This is a genomic window from Streptomyces sp. HNM0575 (assembly GCF_012726265.1).
In the GTDB taxonomy this organism is placed as follows: Bacteria; Actinomycetota; Actinomycetes; order Streptomycetales; family Streptomycetaceae; genus Streptomyces.
In genome coordinates this window covers 147,091-165,742 of sequence record NZ_JAASAG010000002.1, presented here as the reverse complement: position 1 = coordinate 165,742, position 18,652 = coordinate 147,091, and the positions used below count along the sequence as shown (strand labels likewise).

The following is an 18,652-nucleotide window of genomic DNA, read 5'->3' as shown; positions in this document are numbered from 1 at the left end:
GGGGGGAGTTGGGGAGCATGGTCACTGAACTCGGGACCGGCACGGCACGGGCGGCACACATCCTTCTGCGGTCGTGCGCCGTGCGTGTCCCGTGAGCGCCGTCGAGAGCGCCGCCCGGGCCGCCGTCGTACGGATTGGTGCACCCGCCGACGGGTATGACGGCGGAGACGATGGTCCACGTGCGGAGTTCTGGGGCAGCGGCTTCTTCATCGCGCCGGGCTGGGTGCTCACGAGTGCGCACGTCGTGGACGTGGGGAGGCGTGCCGTGTGGAGGGGTGAGCGCGTCATCGGCATCACCACCGAGAGCGGCGACAGGCTCGTCGGTGAGCTGGCGTGCGGCCTGCCCTGTCCGTCAGGTGACGGGCCCCGGTCCGGGCCCTGGCCCGATCCCGACCTCGCTCTCGTGCGCGTGCCGGACGCCGTCTCCGGCACCAGCGCCCTCTGGCTGAGCGACCGTATGCGGCTCAGCGCGCCCCAGGTGCAGATGCACGGCTACTCCGTGGCCCTGGGCAGCGGTGGCGAACCCGGATATGTGCAGGGCTCCGGCAAGGCCAGCGCACCGGTCGACGGGCCGATGATGCTCCAGGGCGCGTATGTGCCGCCCGGCTGCTCGGGCGGGCCCGTGGTCGACGTGGAGCGCGGCGCCGTAATCGGCGTCAACAAGGGCCGCTCGAAGGACCCTCAGGTCGCACGGGCGACACCGATCACGGCGCTGCGCAGCTTCATCGAGGCGGGCCCGCGCGAAGCGGAGGCGTGGCACGAGGCGCTGTGCGCGCACGACCGGCACCATCTCCAGCGCTTCCGCGGGCCCGACTGGAGCTGGCCCCGGCTTCAGTTCGACCGGGGCAGGCAGCGGGACAGCGGTTACGCGCTGGGCTTCAACGCACATGACCGCGCCCAGCTCTTCGGCTGTTTCGCCGAGCTGCCACCGCCGGACAGCGCCGGCGAGGTGCTGGGCATGGTGCAGGAGGCACGCCGCGAGGTGGTGCAGGAGGCCATCAGGCTGCACATCAACAAGCCGAGCAGCTGGCGCGAGGGCGTCGGACTCCTCTACGCCGAGGGCGGCGACCGCGACTTCGAACGGGCGGCGGTGGTGCTGTACGCCGCGCAGGTCTGCCAGGCGCTGGCGGGCCGCGGCGTACCGGACGGTGCGCTCACGGAGCTGCGGGAGTGGGTCCGGAACATCGCGATCACCCTGCCGACGGGCGACCTGAGGAAGAAGGTGCGGGACATCCTGGCGGGCGGCGCCGCCGCGTCCGGGGCCCGTACCTCCTACGCCGACGTGCTCGTCGAGATCGACCCGGATCTGTACGGCACGCACCCCTGGCGGATCAAGCTCGTCCAGCCGGACGGCCAGGCGGCCTTTGTGAAGGGGAACGAAACCGGCGCCGAGCGCGACCAGTTGGAGCGGGACATCCGGACAGCGCTCGCCGAGGCCCTCGACCAGGGCGACGTGGGCGAGCATCTGGCCGCCGTGGACTTCATGCTGCCGCGGGCGCTGTTCGACGAGCCCGTGGAGCTGTGGCGGGCCCACGAGCTGGACCCCGGGGAGACGTTCAGCCCGCGCAGCCTGCCCCTGGGCCACCGCCGCACGGTCGCGCTGCGCGACCACCACCGGTGGCAGAAGGGCGAACGCATCCCGGAGTGGCACCAGCGCTGGCGGGCCGTGCGCAGGGGGCAGATGACCGCGGCGCCGCTGTGCCCGGGGCACGACCGCCAGGAGACCCAGCTGACGGCCTGGGGACGGCTGAGCGGGCTGCCGCGGAACGCGGTGCCGGTGCACTGCTCGGGCGTCTCGGAGGAGCCCGGCGCGATGGCGATGGGAGTGGCGCTGGGCGCGGGCCATGCCGTGGCCCTGTGGCGGCGCTGCGACGAACCGCACGCCGACTGCGACGAGTTCAGGGCCCGCGTCGCCGAACTGCTGCGCTCCGCGAAGCCTCACGGTCTGGCGGAGTCCCTGCGCGAGCTTGTCCGGGACGTGCGCAATCAGAGCGCGGGGCTCCACGTCTCGCTGCGCGGTGAGCTGGTTCTGCTCTACGATCCGCCGCACGGGGGGCCGCAGTTCGAGGACGAACCCCTGCGTGCACCGCCGACTCGCCCGTGACCGCCGCCGTCAGCCGACCGATGACCGTCAGGACCACTCACCAGAACCCGGCCCAGGACAGCACCAGCAAGGAGCTCGCAGTGAGCGATTGGCGGATCTACCGGGGAGCGGGGACACCGCACACGGGCGCCCAGAGGTTACCGGACCCCCCGCCCTGGCGGGACTTCACGCAGGAAGGCGACGCGGGCCGGCGGCTGGGCGTGCAGCGGCAGCTGGTGGAGAATCTGCATCCGCGCCCAGAAGAGGTCGAGGCGGTCAACGCGGCGCTGTATCTGCGCCGTCCGCTGCTGGTGACGGGCAATCCGGGCACCGGCAAGTCGACGCTCGCGCACGCCGTCGCGCACGAACTCCAGCTCGGACGGGTGCTGCGCTGGCCCATCGTCAGCCGCACCACCTTGCAGGACGGGCTCTACCAGTACGACGCCATCGGCAGGCTCCAGGACGTACAACTCGAGCAGGCCGTAGAGGGAGAGCGGGCCGAACGGCCGCCCATCGGCTCGTACATCAGGCTGGGTCCGCTGGGGACGGCGCTGCTGCCACGTCCCACCGGCGCGGACGGTGAGGCGCCCCTGCCGCGGGTGCTGCTCGTCGACGAGCTGGACAAGAGCGACATCGATCTCCCCAACGACCTGCTCAACGTCCTCGAAGAAGGCGAGTTCCCCATCCGGGAGCTGGAGCGCAGCGCCGACCGGGAGCCCGTCAGCGAGGTGCTCACGGACGACGGGGACAGGGTGGCCGTCACGGGCGGCTGGGTGCGCTGCACGACCTTCCCCTTCATCGTGCTGACGTCCAACGGCGAACGGGACTTCCCCGCCGCCCTGTTGCGCCGCTGCATCCAGCTCGAACTCAAGCCGCCCACCGACAAGCAGCTCGCCGGGATGGTCGCGGCCCACCTCGGGGAGGAGGCGCTCTCGGAGGGCGAGGAGTACATCCGCCGCTTCCTGGAGCGCGACGCCGGGCAGGTCGTCGCCACGGACCAGCTGCTCAACGCATTGTTCCTTACGCAGCGGGCAGTTGGAGCGGAACGGGTGACGCGCAGCCGTCTGGCGGACATGCTGCTGCGGCCCCTCGACCGCCCGAGGTGATGGCCGATGGACCCGAACGGGCCCGCGCCTCAAGGCCGTTCGCGGCAGCCTGAATCGCGGCTGCCCGAATTCGTCTCCCGGCTGCGCGCGGCGGGCTGGGAGCCGACGGCCGAAGAGATCGCCGAGGCGCTGTGGTTCGCCCGCTGGGCGGACCACAGCACAGGTGAGGCGGAGCCCGCCGACGCGGTACCGGAGGAAGACGGCTCGGACGCACCCAGGCAGGAGGACCCCGCACGGCGCCGCCGGCCGTCCGCGACCCGTGGCCGGGGCGAGCCGCCGTCGCGCACCGGCGCCGTCACGGAGCGTCTGCCGTCCGTCTCCACCGTGTCGCTGTACGCCCCGGACCGGCACGGCGGCGGCGCGGGCGGAGCGGGCACCGCCTTCCCCGTGCGCGCCCCGGCCGCCACCACCTTGCCGGGTCTGCTCGAATTCCAGCGCCGCATGCGTCCGTTACTCGGGTACCGGCCGCCGCTGCGGGCGGTCGAGACCGTACTGGACGAGGCGGCCAGCGCCGAACTGAGCGCCCGGAGCGGCGCCGTACGCCCCGTCTTCGGCCCGTCACCGCGACCCGACGCCGAACTGCTGCTGCTGATGGACGCGTCGGCGACCAACTCCGTCTGGCAGCTCACGTTCGACAAGCTCCGGCAGACCTGCGAACGCCTCGGCGCCTTCCGTGACGTACAGGCCCTGTATCTGCACCGGGGCGCGGACGGCACACCCTTCGTCGGAACCGGCCCCGACCCGAAGACGACCCGGCTGCGGCCCGCCGACCAGTACCGCAACACCACCGGGCGACGGCTGACGCTCATCGTGAGCGACTGCGTCGGCTCGTTGTGGCAGGACGGACGCGCACAGCGGCTGCTGCACCGGTGGTTGAGAAGCGCGCCGTCGGCCGTCGTGCAGCCGCTGCCGCCACGGCTGTGGCGGCGCACCGCCTTGCCGGGCGAACCGGGGCTGCTGATCCGCGACAAGGGCGCGGGCGGGCCCGTCACCTTCGAACCGGACGGCTACGGGCCGCCGCCCGCGGACGACGCACTGCCGGTGCCGGTGCTGCTTCCCACGCCCGCGGCGCTGGGCAGTTGGGCGCGGCTTCAGGGCGGCGAGGGGCGGCAGACGGTGCGCGGCGCCGCCGCGTGGGTCAGGCCGCGACACCACGCGATGCCCCCGCCCACCAGCCCGCGCCGCGGCGAGCCCCGCGAGATGCTCGCCGCCTTCCGCGCCTCCGCCTCACCGGGCGCGCTCGACCTGGCCGTCCATCTGGCGGCCGTACCGCTGCTGCTGCCCGTCATCCAGCTCGTCCAGGAGGCGATGCTGCCCGACACGGGCCCGATGGAGCTGGCGGAGGTGCTGCTCAGCGGCCTGCTGGAGCGGCTTCCGGACGTCGAGGACTCGCCGGGGCCGCGCTACGACTTCGTACACGGCGTCCAGGAACTGCTGCTGCACTCCCTCGACCAGGGCGCCGCGGAGCTGGTGCTCAAGCACCTCTCGGAGTACGTGACGAGGCGCTTCGGCAACGGCACCCGGAACTTCCCCGCGATGGCCGTGGCACGGCTGGGCAACAGGCCCGTGGGGGACGTCGCGGAGGAGGATCTGCGGGCCTACCCGCCGGACGTTCCCGACGAGCTGTTCGCGCAGATTCCGGCGCGGGTGGTACGGCAGTACATCCCGGACCCGGAGACCGCGCCCGACGACATCTCGCAGGCGGAGCTGCTGTTGCGGCGGTGGCGGGCGCAGGCCGACCCGTGGCTGCTGGACGAGGCGCGCAGGCACGCGGAGTCGGCGGTGGAAGCGGCGGGGCCGGCGGCAGCGGCGGGAGCGGCGGCGGACGGGGATGCGCCCGCGCGGCCGCGGCGTGTACTCGGACAGGTCCTGCATGCCATGACGAAGACGGGCCCGGTGCGCCGCAACCCGAAGCGCGTACGGGAGCTGCTGCACGAGGCCGCCTACGTGCTCACCGCGAGCACCGCGGCCGGCGACGAGGCCGCCGCCGGGATCGAACTGGCCGCCGTGCGCTACGACTTGTGGAAGGCCGAGGCCGCCGCCGGGCATCTGCACAGCGCCGTGCGGACGCTGCGCGCCATGGAGGAGCGGATCCGGCACCGCGCGGACGGGGCGCTGCGCGAACACCTGGAGGCCGAGCGGCGCATCTGGCTGGGCAAGGCGCTGCTGGAGCTGAGCCGGGCCGGGGAGACCGCGGAGCAGGGCGCGCCCTCCTACGAGGTGCAGGCCGCGGACGAACTGGGCGCCGCCGCCGAGCTGTTGACGGCCGGCGGTTCGCGCGGCCGCCGGCTCTGCGAGGCGCTGCTCGACCGCGGTGCCGCGCTTCGCCGGGCGGGCGCGGAAGTGGGCGAGCGGCTGGCGAATCTCGACCGGGCCGAGGCGGCGGCGACCGGCGACGCCGAACTCCGGCTGCGCTGCGCCCGCGAGCGGGCCCGGGTGCACCGGGACTCGGGCCGGCGGTCCGCGGCCGAGGCCGCCTATGCGGAGGCCGAGACCTACACCGGCCGGTACAGCTCGCAGAGGGCCGAACTCCTCACGGAATGGGGAGTGATGCTGCTACGCGCCGACGACGAGCCCGCCACGGCGGAGGGCGAACCGGAGGCAGAGGCGGCCGCCCCGGAAGCCGTCGGGACATCGCCGGGCAGCAGGGCCGGCCGTGCCGAGGGTCTGCTGCGTGAGGCGCTCACCACCGCACCGGCCGACGGAGCGCTCGCCGGGCGTCTCCAGCTCCTACTCGGCGGCGCCCTGGTGGACCGCTTCGAGCGCGGCGGCTTCCGGCCCGACCTCTACGAGGGCTGCCACATGCTCGAACAGGCCGCCCGCAAGGCCCCGGAGGGCGAACTCCGCGCCGACGCCTGGCTGTTGCTCGGGAAGGCGCTCGACTCCTTCCAGGACGGCGGTGCCGACCGCGCGGCCGAGGCATTCTCCAAGTCCGCCGACGAGGCGCGGCAGGTGCGCGGCGGTGCCGCCGGGGCGGTGGCGGTGGCGCGTGCCCTGATGGGCCGGGCGAAGGTCAACGAGCGCCGCTCCCACCACGGGGAGGCGCTCGCCGACTACCGGGCCGCGCGCGAGGAGTGGCAGCAGCTGACGGGCCGCCTCGCCGACGACATTCCGTGGGACGAGGTGCGCGAGACCATTGAGCGGCTTGCCGCGCTGGAGGGTCGATGAGGGGCCGGGGGACGGGACTTCACAAGGCCGAAACGCGTCAGGCGGGTCGTCCCGCCCGGCGGCCGAACACGTTTCCGATGCAAGGCGCTTGGGAAGAACCCTGCACTGTCGTTGCCGAACTCCCGCGTGAGGCGGCAGGGAGGAGACCAGCGTGCCGAAACTGGGCCGAGGCGCGCCTGCATCCGCAGGCTCTGACAACACGGGGAGTCCGCCCCTGCCCGACCTCACCGGCGTCGACCTGCACGTTCTGCGGGTCGCCGAGGATCCCGCGCTCCGTGCCGCGGTGGACGACGTGCTGCGTGATCCGTACCGGTGCACCGATCTGTGGTGGGGACCGTCGGACGGCGGCGACACGGGGAAGCTGCACTGCGTGCCCGCACAAGGCGGAACGGGCCACAGAACCGTCTGATCGCGCCAAATCTCGGAGCGGGGGAGGAGGCACGATGCCGCATGCCACGCCATCGTTCGCCGTCCCCCAGGCCACAGTCGGCGCGCTGGCAGGCACCCGTCCCGCTCTCCGCGAACTGCGGCTGTTAGGGGCCGGGTTGCACAGCCGGCGGCTGGTGCTTCTCAAGTCGCTGCTGGTGCGGGCCGAACGGCACGGCGTGCCGCCCTCCGTGCGCCGGAACCTCAACGAGCACTGGCAGTTGCTCGCCCGCGCCGAGGCCCGGGACCCGGTCGCCGCCCGCGAGGCGCTCGACTATCCGTCCGTGGGCAACTGGCTGCTGCACGGCCTGGGCATCCCGCTCAGCCGCCCGTCGGCCTTCGCCGAGTTCCTCGGCGGCCTCGGCGCGCTCGCCGCGTCCGTCGCGCTCCAGACGGGCACCGGCTTCCGTCTCACGCTGCCGGCCCGCAGCGGACGGCTCGTCCTGCCCGGGCTCGGGGTGTACCGGTCCGGGGCCTCGCGTGTACGGGTCGTCGCAGGTCCGCGCAGTCTCCGGCTGACGCCGGGGCGGCGCGGCACCGGCACTGTGCTGGCGCCGCCGTACGAGCGTGCCGCGGGCGCGGGCTGGCACGGGCTCCTGCCGCTGCACGGAGGGGCCACGCTGCTCGACGCACTCGATCCGCACCGCGCGGGCATCCGTCCCCGCGAGCCCGGAACGCCCTCGCTAACCCCGCGGACCGCCCGCCGCTGGGCGGCACGCTGGCGAGGCGCCCTGGTGCTGCTGGAGGCCGCGGACCCGGAACGCCGGGTGGAGGTCGCCCGCCTGGTGCGTGCCCTGGTGCCGCTGCCGCGGCCGGCTGGCAGGACGAAGGGCGCCTCGGCGAGCGGCACGCTGCGCTCCGCGCCCCTCGCCGTTATGACCGAATTGCCCTGTTCCGCACAGGAGTTGGCGGCCGTACTCGTTCACGAGGTGCAGCACAGCAAGCTCGCCCTGCTCTCGGACCTCACCCCGCTCCACCACGCGGACGGCACCCCTGCCCACCGCGTCCCGTGGCGCACGGACCTCCGCCCGTTCGACGCGGTGCTACAGGGCGCCTACGCACACCTGGCCCTCGCCGACCTCTGGCACCGGTTCGCCGCCCGCCCCGGCGCGACCACGGCTGCCCGCGCCGCCGCCCGCGCCACGTGCGAGGGCTACCGCGCACAGGTCGCCGAGGCGCTCGCAGTGCTGGGCGCATCGGGCGAACTCACCGACACAGGAGCCCGGTTCACGGACGGCATGGCCCGCCGTCTGGGGGCTCTGCACAGACATCCGAGCTCTGCATCCCGTACGTGACCCCGTTACCACGGGGTGACGTACGGTGATCCCTGCGGAGCGGCCGGGACGGATCCGGCGGCCCGTGACCACCACTGACGAGGGAGAACGTGCCCATGGTCGAGCAGCGGTACCCGGACGGGAGCAGTGCCCCGGGGGACCTCGGGCAGGAGCCGCAGCATGTCACGGTGGCCTTCCCCGGCTACCACCGTTCCTGGGCGACCTGGCTCGCCCACCGCCTGGAGACCCACGGCCACAGGCCCGCGCTCCAGCGCTGGGACCCGTCGCGCGAACAGCCCCTGGAGGAGGCCCTGGAGGACCTGCTGCTCGCCCGCGGCCGGGTGCTGCTGGTCCTCAGCGACTGGTTCTTCCAGCTCGGGCCGCGTCCCGAGGGCGAATGGAACACGGTGCTGCGCGGCTTCGTACGGGACAACTCCGAGCGGTTCGCGGCGGTCAACCTCACCAACCGTCCCCTGCTTCCGGCCACGGCCGTGCTGGAGCCCGCCGACCTGTGGGGCGTCAGCGAGGAGGAGGCCGAGCGGCGGCTGTTCTCCCGGCTGGGCCTGCCGCGCCGGAGCGAGCCGCTGTCGCTGCCGGGCGGTCCCGGCTCCCGCTTCCCCAACGACCCGGTGGCCGTCTGGGGCGAAGTGCCGCGCCGCAACCGTCAGTTCACCGGACGGGACGAGCTGCTCAACGAGATCCAGCAGCGGCTCACCGACTCCAGGCCGGGCGCCGCGGCCTGCACGCTGGTCGGGATGTCCGGCATCGGCAAGACGCAGATCGCCGCCGAGTACGCCCACCGCTTCAGCCCGGACTACGACGTGGTCTGGTGGATCAACTCCGACCAGCGCAACACCCTGCGCGAACGCTTCGGCGAGCTGGCCGTCGAACTCGACCGCACGGAGAGCTTCGAACTCGGCGAGCGAATCCGCGCCGCACGCGAGGCCCTGCACCGCGGACGGCCCTACGGGCGCTGGCTGCTCGTCTTCGACGGCTGGGACGAGACCGAGGAGGCGAGCCAGTACCTTCCTCAGGGCGGCACCGGGCACGTGCTGATCACATCGCGCAACCGCTCGTGGGGCGAGGTGACGGACGTGATCGATGTGACGGGCTTCCGCCGCGCCGAGTCCACCGGCTATCTGATGCGCCGCGCACCGCACGTCGGCGCCGCCCAGGCCGAGCAGATCGCGGGCGAGTTCAACGACGTACCGCTCCAGATGGCACAGGCCGCGGCCTGGCTCGGCGAGTCGAAGATGGACCCGGGCGAGTATCTGCGGATGGTGCGCCGCAGCGAGAGCGGCGGCACGGCACGGCCGTCTGTGATCCCCGACTACTCGGACTCCTCCATCACGTCCTGGTCGATACTGATCAACCGGCTCCGCTCCTCCGAGCCCCACACCATCGAACTCCTCAAGCTGTGCTGCGCGTTCGCCCCCGGCCGTATCCCGCTGGGCCTCGTGCGCGGGCTCAACCCGGCCGACCTGCCGGAGAACCTGAAGTGGATCGCCACCGACCGCCCCGCCTGGGCCCGGGCCCTGGACAGCCTCGTCAACTTCTCCGTGCTCACCCGGCAGTCGCGCGGCAGCGCACGCAGCGAGGGCGGCCCGGAGCGGGAATCCGTGCACATGCACCGCACCGTGTACAACATCGTCGGCGAACTCACCGTCTCCACCGACCGGCCCGTCTACCAGGAGGTCGTGCGGAAGGTCCTGGCGATGGCCAACCCCGGCGCCCCGGAGGACAGCCGGAACTGGACCGCCTACACCGAGCTGATCCCGCACCTCGGCCCGTCGGGCGCCTTCACCAGCGAAGCGCGGGACACCCAGGCCCTGGTGCTCAACTGCGTGCGCTACTGCCAGTCCGGAGGGGAGTACCGGGCGGGCGCGGACCTCGCCGAGACGGTCCGTGAAGAGTGGTCGCAGTTCCTCGAACCCGACGCCACGCCGATGCTGCACCTCACCACGATCCAGGGGAACATCCTGCGCGCCGCCGGCCGGTTCCAGGAGGCGTACGACCTGGACAGCAGCCGGCTGGAGCGGCTGCGCGGCGTCCCGGACACCGACGAGGAGAAGCTGATGACGGCGACCGCCTCGTTCGCCGCCGACCAGCGCTTCCTCGGGCAGTACGCCGAGGCGCTCCAGATGCAGCGCGAGGTCGTCTCCACCGCGGAACGCCTCCTCGGTCCGGACGACTGGACGACGCTGCTCGCTCACCACAACCTCGCGGTCGGCCTGCGCCTGCTGGGCCGTTACGCCGAAGCGTACGAAGTCGACCTGGAGACGCTGCGGCAGCGGGAGACGCTGCTGCGCCACCGGCACCCCGACACCCTCAGCTCCGTCAACTCCTGCTCCCGCGACCTGCGGCTGATGGGGCGCTACCAGGACGCCCTCGCGCGGCAGGAGCTGTGTGTACGGCGGCACGTGCAGGTCATGGGAGCGCAGCACCCCAAGACGCTGTGGGCACGGCACAACCTCATGCTGTGCGAACGACGTGCCGGCACCTCCAAGCAGGACACCGGCACGGTGCTCGAGAGCCTGCTGGAACAGCAGCAGCAGACCTACGGGCGCAGCCACTACAGCACGTTCGCCCTCATCACCGACTACGGCAACTTCCTGCGGGTGCGGGGCGAACTGGACCGGGCGGCCGACCTGTTGAACGAGGCCGAAGAGGGCTACCGCCGACTGCTCGGCCAGGCACACCCCGTCTCCACCGGCATGCAGTCGAACATCGGCCTCGTCCTACAGGCGGAGGGCGACAGGGGCGGCGCCCTGAACATGTTCGAGCAGGCGCTGGCCGGTCTGCGGACCACGCTCGGCGACAACCACCCGGCGACGCTGGGCTGCGCGCTGAACGCCGCATGCGGGCGGAACTTCATCGGGCGGCTGGACGACGCCGTGGAGCTGAGCCGCGAGACCCTGCGCCGCGCACGGCACGTTCTCGGCGACGACCACCCGCTCACGCTCTCCTGCCAGGTCGCACTGGCCGCTGATCTGCGGGCCGTACGGGAGCGCAAGGAGGCGGGCAAGCAGGAGGAGGACGCCCTCCAGCGGCTCACGCGCTCGCTCGGCGCGCAGCACCCGCACACGCTCTCCGCGCGTCAACGGGTGCGCCCGTACTGGGACTTCGAGCCCTACCTGGGCTGAGCACCCACTGCTGAGAACGCTGCTGGGCACCCACTGCCGCAGCACACGGCGGAGGGCCCGCCGGTACCTTCCGTACCGGCGGGCCCTCCTCGCTGTGCGCGGAACGGCGCGCCGCGGGCGCCGAGTTCGGCTCCTCAGAGGTCGAAGACCTCCTGGATCAGCCGCTGCTGCTCCTCCTGGTGCCGCTTGCCGGAGCCGACGGCGGGCGACGAGGAGGAGGAGCGGGAGACCCGGCGCAGCCGGTCCGCGTTGGGAACCGGCTCGGAGCCGATGATCAGGTCGAGGTGGTCGACCAGGTTGAGCGCGATGAACGGCCACGCGCCCTGGTTGGCCGGCTCCTCCTGCGCCCAGACGAACTTCGCCGCACCGCTGTAGCGCGCCATCTCCGCCTGGATCTCCCTGCCGGGCAGCGGGTACAGCCGCTCCAGCCGGACGATCGCGGTGTCGGTCAGTCCGCGCTTCTGCCGCTCGGCGTCGAGGTCGTAGTAGACCTTGCCGGAGCAGAAGACGACCTTGCGGACGTCGGCCGGGTCCACGGACGCGTCGCCGATGACGGGACGGAAGCCGCCGGAGGTGAACTCCGACGCCTTCGACGCCGCGGCCTTCAGCCGCAGCATCGACTTCGGGGTGAAGACGACCAGCGGCTTGTGGTGCGGGTTGTGGACCTGCCAGCGCAGCAGGTGGAAGTAGTTCGACGGCAGCGTCGGCATCGCGACCGTCATGCTGTTCTGCGCGCACAGCTGGAGGAAGCGCTCGATGCGGGCCGAGGAGTGGTCCGGGCCCTGGCCCTCGTAGCCGTGCGGAAGCAGCAGCGTGACCCCGGAGGTCTGGTTCCACTTCTGCTCGGCGGAGGAGATGAACTCGTCGATCACCGTCTGCGCGCCGTTGGCGAAGTCGCCGAACTGCGCCTCCCACATCACCAGCGCCTGCGGGCGGGCCAGCGAGTAGCCGTACTCGAAGCCCATCGCCGCGTACTCGCTCAGCAGCGAGTCGTAGACGTTGTAGCGGGCCTGGTCGTCGGAGAGGTACAGCAGCGGCGTGTAGTCGTTGCCGGTGTTCTGGTCGAGGAGCACCGCGTGGCGCTGGCCGAACGTGCCGCGGCGCGAGTCCTGCCCGGACAGCCGGACCGGCGTGCCCTCCATCAGCAGCGAACCGATGGCCAGGGTCTCGCCCATGCCCCAGTCGATGGTGTCGTCCTCGATCATCGCCGCGCGCCGCTGGAGCTGCGGCAGCAGCCGCGGGTGCACGGTGACGTGGTCGGGGATGTTGACCTGCGACTCGGCGATCCGCTTGACGACCTCCTGGCCGACGCCCGTCTCGACGTGCACGGGGAACTCCGCCTCGGGCTGCGGGACTTCGGCCGGTGCGGGCGCGTTGGCGACGTCCCGCACCTCGGTGAAGACCTTCTCCAGCTGGCCCTGGAAGTCCTGGAGCGCCTGCTCGGCCTCCTCCAGCGTGATGTCGCCGCGGCCGATGAGGGACTCGGTGTACAGCTTGCGCACCGAACGCTTCTTGTCGACCAGGTTGTACATCAGCGGCTGCGTGAACTGCGGGTTGTCGGTCTCGTTGTGACCGCGGCGCCGGTAGCAGATCAGGTCGATGACGACGTCCTTGTTGAACGCCTGCCGGTACTCGAAGGCCAGCCGCGCGACGCGGACCACGGCCTCCGGGTCGTCGCCGTTGACGTGGAAGATCGGCGCCTCGATCATCCGGGCCACGTCGGTGGAGTACATCGACGAGCGCGCCGACTCGGGCGCCGCGGTGAAGCCCACCTGGTTGTTGACGATGATGTGCACCGTGCCGCCGGTGCGGTAGCCGCGCAGCTGCGACATGTTGAGCGTCTCCGCGACGACGCCCTGGCCCGCGAAGGCCGCGTCGCCGTGCAGCTGCACGGGCAGCACAGTGAAGTCCGTACCGCCCTTGCCGATGATGTCCTGCTTGGCGCGGGCGACGCCCTCGACGATCGGGTCGACGGCCTCCAGATGCGAGGGGTTGGCCGTCAGCGAGACCGTGATCTGCTCGCCGTCGAGACCGGTGAAGGTGCCCTCGGCGCCCAGGTGGTACTTCACGTCGCCGGAGCCGTGCATCGACTTCGGGTCGAGGTTGCCCTCGAACTCACGGAAGATCTGCGCGTAGGACTTGCCGACGATGTTGGCCAGCACGTTGAGCCGGCCGCGGTGCGCCATGCCGATCACGCACTCGTCCAGGCGCGACTCGGCGGCGGCGTCGAGCACGGCGTCCAGCATCGGGATGACGGACTCGCCGCCCTCCAGGGAGAAGCGCTTCTGGCCGACGTACTTGGTCTGGAGGAAGGTCTCGAAGGCCTCCGCCGCGTTCAGCCGGCGCAGGATGCGCAGCTGCTCGTCGCGCTCGGGCTTGGAGTGCGAACGCTCCACCCGGTCCTGGATCCACTTGCGTTCCTTCGGATCCTGGATGTGCATGTACTCGATGCCGGTGGTGCGGCAGTACGAGTCGCGCAGCACGCCGAGGATGTCGCGCAGCTTCATCATCGACTTGTTGGCGAAGCCGCCGACCGCGAAGTCCCGCTCCAGGTCCCACAGGGTGAGCCCGTGCTCGGTGATGTCCAGGTCGGGGTGCTTGCGCTGCTTGTACTCCAGCGGGTCGGTGTCGGCCATGATGTGGCCGCGCACCCGGTAGGAGTGGATCAGGTCGAAGACGCGGGCGGCCTTGGTGACATCGGAGTCGTGCGAGGTGTCGATGTCCTGGTTCCAGCGCACCGGCTCGTACGGGATGCGCAGCGCCTTGAAGATCTCGTCGTAGAAGCCCTCTTCGCCGAGCAGCAGCCTGCTGACGATGCGCAGGAACTCGCCGGAGGCGGCGCCCTGGATGACCCTGTGGTCGTAAGTGCTGGTCAGCGTCATCACCTTGGAGACGCCGAGCCGGTTGAGGGTGTCCTGCGAGGTGCCCTGGAACTCCGCCGGGTACTCCATCGCGCCCACGCCCAGGATCAGGCCCTGGCCGGGCATCAGCCGCGGCACGGAGTGGACGGTGCCGATGCCGCCGGGGTTGGTGAGGGAGCACGTGACGCCGGAGAAGTCCTCCATCGTCAGCTTGTTGTTGCGCGCGCGGCGGACGATGTCCTCGTACGCCTGCCAGAACTCGAAGAAGGTGAGCGTCTCGGCCTTCTTGATCGCCGCGACGACGAGCTGGCGGTCGCCGTTGGGCTTCACCAGGTCGATGGCGAGGCCGAGGTTGACGTGGTCGGGCTTGACCAGCGTCGGCTTGCCGTCCTTCTCGGTGTACGAGTGGTTCATCGACGGCATCGCCTTCAGCGCCTGCACCATGGCGTAGCCGATCAGGTGCGTGAAGGAGACCTTGCCGCCGCGGGCGCGCTTCAAGTGGTTGTTGATGACGATGCGGTTGTCGAAGAGCAGCTTCACCGGGACGGCACGCACCGACGTGGCGGTGGGCAGCTCCAGCGAGGCGTTCATGTTCTTCGCGACGGCCGCGGACGGGCCTCGCATCTGCACGTAGTCCGGGCCCGCGGGCTGCTCCGCCCCGGCGGCGGACCCGGCCGGCGCCGCCGTGGGCTTGGCTGCCTGCTTCGCAGCGGGCTCGGCGGCGGGCTTCGCGGCCTTCGCCGCCGGCGCGGGCTTGGCCGGTGCGGACTTCGCGGGCGCCTGCGCGGCGGACCCGGCCGCCGCCGGCTTGCTCTCCGCCGGCCTGGCGGGCGCGGGGGCGGCCTGCTGCGCGGGCTCGGCGGGAGCCGGTGCGGCCGCCGCCTGCTTGGCGGTGGCCGGCGCTGCGGGCTCCGCCACGGTCCCGGTGGATTCGGCGCCCGGCTTGTAATCGGCGAAGAAGTCCCACCAGGCTCGGTCTACCGAGTTCGGGTCCTGGAGGTACTGCTGGTAGATCTCGTCGACGAGCCACTCGTTTGGTCCGAACACGGCGGCGGGATCGCTTCCCTGACCGTCCTGCTGGGTCGAGACGCTCGAGCTGTTGGGGGACTGTGACGACACGGCGGCAACCGCCCTCTTCCGCGTTCCTTAGGTGGTGGACAGCGGGAACAAAGGCTACGCCCCTCCCCGCCTCCCTTGCAGTCCAGCCCGGGTTGTCGTCACGCAAGTCACATCACGAGTCCGGTTTCGGCGCATGATCTGGCGGGAAACAAGCAAGGTTCGCGACAGAGCGGAACCGATGGACCCCGTTCCGCGTCGTACACCTCAGGGCCCGGGCGGCGCGGTCACTTCTGCGCCTCCTCCACCCCCGGGAGCGTGACCTGGATACGGCACCCCTTCGGGGACTCCGCGACCCTGATCCAGCCGCCGTGCAGGTCGACCGCCCAGCGAGCGATCGCCAGGCCCAGCCCCGTACCGCCGTCGCCGCCGCCGGGGCCCCCGCCCGAGACCCCGCTGCGCTGCGAGGAGCTCTCGGCGGCCTTCGTGGCCTTCGTCCGGTTGAAGCGCTCGAAGACGTGCGCGCGCTCGGACTCCGGGATGCCGGGCCCCTCGTCGAGCACCTCCACCTCAAGGCTCTCCGCGGTCGCCCCGGGCCGTGCGCGCACGGTGACGCGACCGTGCGGCGGGCTGTGCTTGACCGCGTTGTCGATGAGGTTGGCGACGACCTGGTGCAGCCGCTCGGCATCGGCGTAGGCCGTGAGTTCGGGCGGGGAGACGTCCAGGTGCAGATGGACGTCCGTACGCGAGTGCCCCTGCCCCTTGCTCATGTTGGCTTCCTTGAGCACGCCCGCCATGTACGGCCACACCTCGAAGCGGCGTGCGTGCAGCGGCACGACACCGTTGTCCAGGCGGGAGAGGTCGAGGAGGTGCGCCACGAGCCGGCCCAGCCGGTCCGTCTGCTGGAGCGCGATGCGCATCGTCTCGGGATCGGAGTCGGAGACTCCGTCGACGACGTTCTCCAGCACGGCCCGCAGCGCCGCGATGGGGGTGCGCAGCTCGTGCGAGACGTTGGCGACCAGCTCCTTGCGGTGCTGGTCGACCGCTTCGAGGTCGGCCGCCATCTGATTGAAGGTCTCGGCGAGTTCGCCGAACTCGTCCCTGCGGTCGCCCCGCACCCGCCGCGAGTAGTCGCCGTCCGCCATGGCGCGCGCGGCGTCGGTCATCTCGTCCAGCGGCGCCGTGAGCGACTGGGCCACGAACTGCGTGATCAGCAGCGAGGCGATGATCGAGATGATCGTGATCACGCGCAGCTCGGTCGCCGAGTTGACCGCGAAGAGCGCGAGCAGCGTGGTGATCACCACGGAGACGATCACCAGCGCGCCCAGCGCCGCCTTCACCGAGCGGTACGGGTCGAGCGGGCGCAGCCCCTCCCAGATCCGGTCGAGCCAGCCGATCCATACGGGCTCCCAGCGCCGGCGCAGGCGCTGGTGCAGGCGGCCCAGGGCACGCAGAGCGCGCCACAGGAACCGCCCGGTGACCCGGACCGCGTACGGCAGGCGCAGCCTGGGGCGCCTGACAGGCGTGTCGGACACCTCTGTCACGTCGCGACGCCCGCCCGTCAGGAGCCGTCCGCGGCCGGCGCCGGGTATCCGCCGCCCTCCGCACCGGCACCACCGTTCGCACCGTTGGAGCCCGAAGAGGGGGTCTCCAGCGCGTAGCCGACGCCGTGCACCGTACGGATGCGCTCCGCGCCGATCTTGCGGCGCAGCGCCTTGATGTGGCTGTCGACGGTGCGGGTGCCGGAGGCGTCCGCCCAGTCCCACACCTCGGCGAGCAGCTGCTCGCGCGAGAGCACGGCCCGCGGGGAGTGCGCCAGGCACACCAGCAGGTCGAACTCGGTGGGCGTGAGATGCACGTCCTCGCCGGTGACGCGCACCCGGCGCTGCGAGTGGTCGATCTCCAGCTCGCCGAGGCGGAGGATCCCGCTGCGCGGCGTGTGGGCGGCGAGCGTGGCCCGCTCGACGCGGCGCAGCAGCACGTGCACCCGCGCCGCCACCTCGCGCATCGAGAACGGCTTCGTCATGTAGTCGTCCGCGCCCACGCCGAGCCCGACGAGCATGTCGGTCTCGTCGTCCCGCGCGGTGAGCATCAGCACGGGAACCGGACGCTGGGACTGCACCCTGCGGCAGACCTCCAGCCCGTCGAAGCCCGGCAGCATCACGTCGAGCACGATCAGATCGGGCTGCCACGCCTCGGCGGTGTCGACGGCGGCAGGGCCGTCGCCCGCCGTCTGCACCTGGAATCCCTCCGCGCGCAGCCGCATCGCGATGGCGTCGACGATCGTGGGATCGTCCTCGACGACCAGGATCCTGCGCTGTGCGCCGGGGGTGGTCGTCGCGGACGCGTTGCTGCTCTGTGCCGTTGTGATGTTCTTCTGGTCCATTCGACCCCGCCCCTGCAATGGCCCCGTGGCTTGTTTGTATACGTGCTTGCAGCAGCGTAAGGGGCTCGTGTCGGCTGCGGCTATGCCGGTTTGGTTGCGAAGTGGACCACGTCGGGGACGCCTCGGGCGACGGGGATCTCTTCCGTGCGAACCCTCTGGAATCCGGCATTCCACAATGCGTCCGCGAATGTCGGGGAGCTTTGTGCGGACCAGACGGCCAGTACGCCGCCGGGTGCCAGCCGGGCCCGGCAGGCGGCGATTCCCGCGGGGGAGTAGAGGGAGGCGTTGTCCTCGGTGACGGTCCATTCCGGGCCGTTGTCGACGTCGAGGCAGAGCGCGTCGAAGGGGGGCCGCCCGCCGGACGGGTCGCACGGCGCCGCGTCAGGCGCCGCTTCCGGGGCCTCTCCCGGATCCTCCCGTCCGGCGCCCTCCCGCAGAAAGGCGCCGAGGTCCGCGTGCACGATCTCCGTACGGGGGTCGCGCAGGGCAGCGGCCGTCAGCTGCGAGAGCGGACCGCCCTCTCGGTGCCAGTCGACGACGGCCTCTTCGCGCTCAACGACGGTGATGCGGCCCCATCGCGGCTCCCGTGCCGCCTCCGCGAGCGAGAAGCCGACGCCGAGACCGCCGATGAGCAGCCGGGGCGACCGGGGTGGCCGGGACGTCCGGGGCGGCCGAAGCGGTCCGGGGTGCCCGCCGTACCGCTGCTCGCGTCCGCGGTCCAGCTCCGCGAGGGCGGCCCGTACGAGCAGCCGCTCGGAGCGCCCGTCGGAGGTGTCCATGAGGAAGGTCCCGTTGGCGATGATCTGAAGCAGCTCGCCGTGGCGTCGCAGTACCACCTCGCCGTACGGCCCGTCCCTGCGGTCGAGAACGACGGGACGCGCCCCACCGGTCTCCCGGGTCCCGGTCTCTCCGGTCCCGATCTCTCCGGTCCCGGAATCGCGGGCCACGGAATCGCCGCCGGTGGGTTCGCTGCTTACAGAGGTGGGCCGCTGATGCATGGGCCCATCCTGCCGCTTGTGCACCGCCGTCCGGTGGGCCGGTGATCGCTCCTGGCGAACAGCCGGGACCCTGCGGAACATCCGGGGCCCCGCGTGCATTGAGGAAGCACAGCTTGAGCGAATACAGCTCAACTTGCATGCCGAGGGAGAG

10 protein-coding genes are annotated in these 18,652 nt (G+C 72.0%); 6 read left to right on the top strand and 4 right to left on the bottom strand.

What is annotated here, in order from left to right; all coding sequences use genetic code 11:
* Nucleotides 1-91: 91 nt before the first annotated feature.
* The 6 genes from HCC61_RS31430 to fxsT all read left to right on the top strand — a co-directional run bounded on the left by HCC61_RS31430 (nucleotide 92) and on the right by fxsT (nucleotide 11,200).
* Complete coding sequence (locus HCC61_RS31430) at nucleotides 92-2,104, top strand: serine protease (protein ID WP_169133983.1); 2,013 nt, start codon at nucleotides 92-94, stop codon at nucleotides 2,102-2,104.
* An 80-nt stretch (nucleotides 2,105-2,184) separates the two neighbouring features.
* A complete protein-coding gene (locus HCC61_RS04600) occupies nucleotides 2,185-3,189 on the top strand; it encodes a MoxR family ATPase (protein ID WP_169133982.1) in 1,005 nt (334 codons plus the stop codon).
* A 6-nt stretch (nucleotides 3,190-3,195) separates the two neighbouring features.
* Complete coding sequence (locus HCC61_RS04595; protein ID WP_169133981.1) at nucleotides 3,196-6,357, top strand: SAV_2336 N-terminal domain-related protein; 3,162 nt, start codon at nucleotides 3,196-3,198, stop codon at nucleotides 6,355-6,357.
* Nucleotides 6,358-6,508: 151 nt separating this feature from the next.
* Nucleotides 6,509-6,766 carry a hypothetical protein gene (locus HCC61_RS04590; protein WP_169133980.1) on the top strand — a complete coding sequence of 86 codons (258 nt, stop codon included), beginning with the start codon at nucleotides 6,509-6,511 and terminating at the stop codon, nucleotides 6,764-6,766.
* Nucleotides 6,767-6,800: 34 nt separating this feature from the next.
* Nucleotides 6,801-8,078, top strand: a complete 1,278-nt coding sequence (locus tag HCC61_RS04585; protein ID WP_169133979.1) for an HEXXH motif-containing putative peptide modification protein — start codon at nucleotides 6,801-6,803, stop codon at nucleotides 8,076-8,078.
* Between the two features lie 95 nt (nucleotides 8,079-8,173).
* On the top strand, nucleotides 8,174-11,200 hold the full coding sequence (gene fxsT, locus HCC61_RS04580; protein WP_169133978.1) for an FxSxx-COOH system tetratricopeptide repeat protein: 3,027 nt from the start codon (nucleotides 8,174-8,176) through the stop codon (nucleotides 11,198-11,200).
* Between the two features lie 134 nt (nucleotides 11,201-11,334).
* On the opposite strand, the gene HCC61_RS04575 is transcribed toward fxsT, so the two are convergent.
* The 4 genes from HCC61_RS04575 to HCC61_RS04560 form a co-directional block, all read right to left on the bottom strand.
* The gene (locus HCC61_RS04575; RefSeq protein ID WP_169133977.1) at nucleotides 11,335-15,180 is read right to left on the bottom strand and encodes a multifunctional oxoglutarate decarboxylase/oxoglutarate dehydrogenase thiamine pyrophosphate-binding subunit/dihydrolipoyllysine-residue succinyltransferase subunit; all 3,846 of its coding nucleotides are present in this window, start codon (nucleotides 15,178-15,180) and stop codon (nucleotides 11,335-11,337) included.
* Nucleotides 15,181-15,404: 224 nt separating this feature from the next.
* A complete protein-coding gene (locus HCC61_RS04570) occupies nucleotides 15,405-16,553 on the bottom strand; it encodes a HAMP domain-containing sensor histidine kinase (RefSeq protein WP_240968564.1) in 1,149 nt (382 codons plus the stop codon).
* Nucleotides 16,554-16,678: 125 nt separating this feature from the next.
* Nucleotides 16,679-17,503, bottom strand: coding sequence for a response regulator transcription factor (locus HCC61_RS04565; protein WP_169133976.1), 825 nt, complete (start codon nucleotides 17,501-17,503; stop codon nucleotides 16,679-16,681).
* An 80-nt stretch (nucleotides 17,504-17,583) separates the two neighbouring features.
* Nucleotides 17,584-18,501 (bottom strand): spermidine synthase, encoded by a 918-nt coding sequence (locus tag HCC61_RS04560; protein WP_240968487.1) that lies wholly within the window; start codon nucleotides 18,499-18,501, stop codon nucleotides 17,584-17,586.
* Nucleotides 18,502-18,652 lie beyond the last annotated feature (151 nt).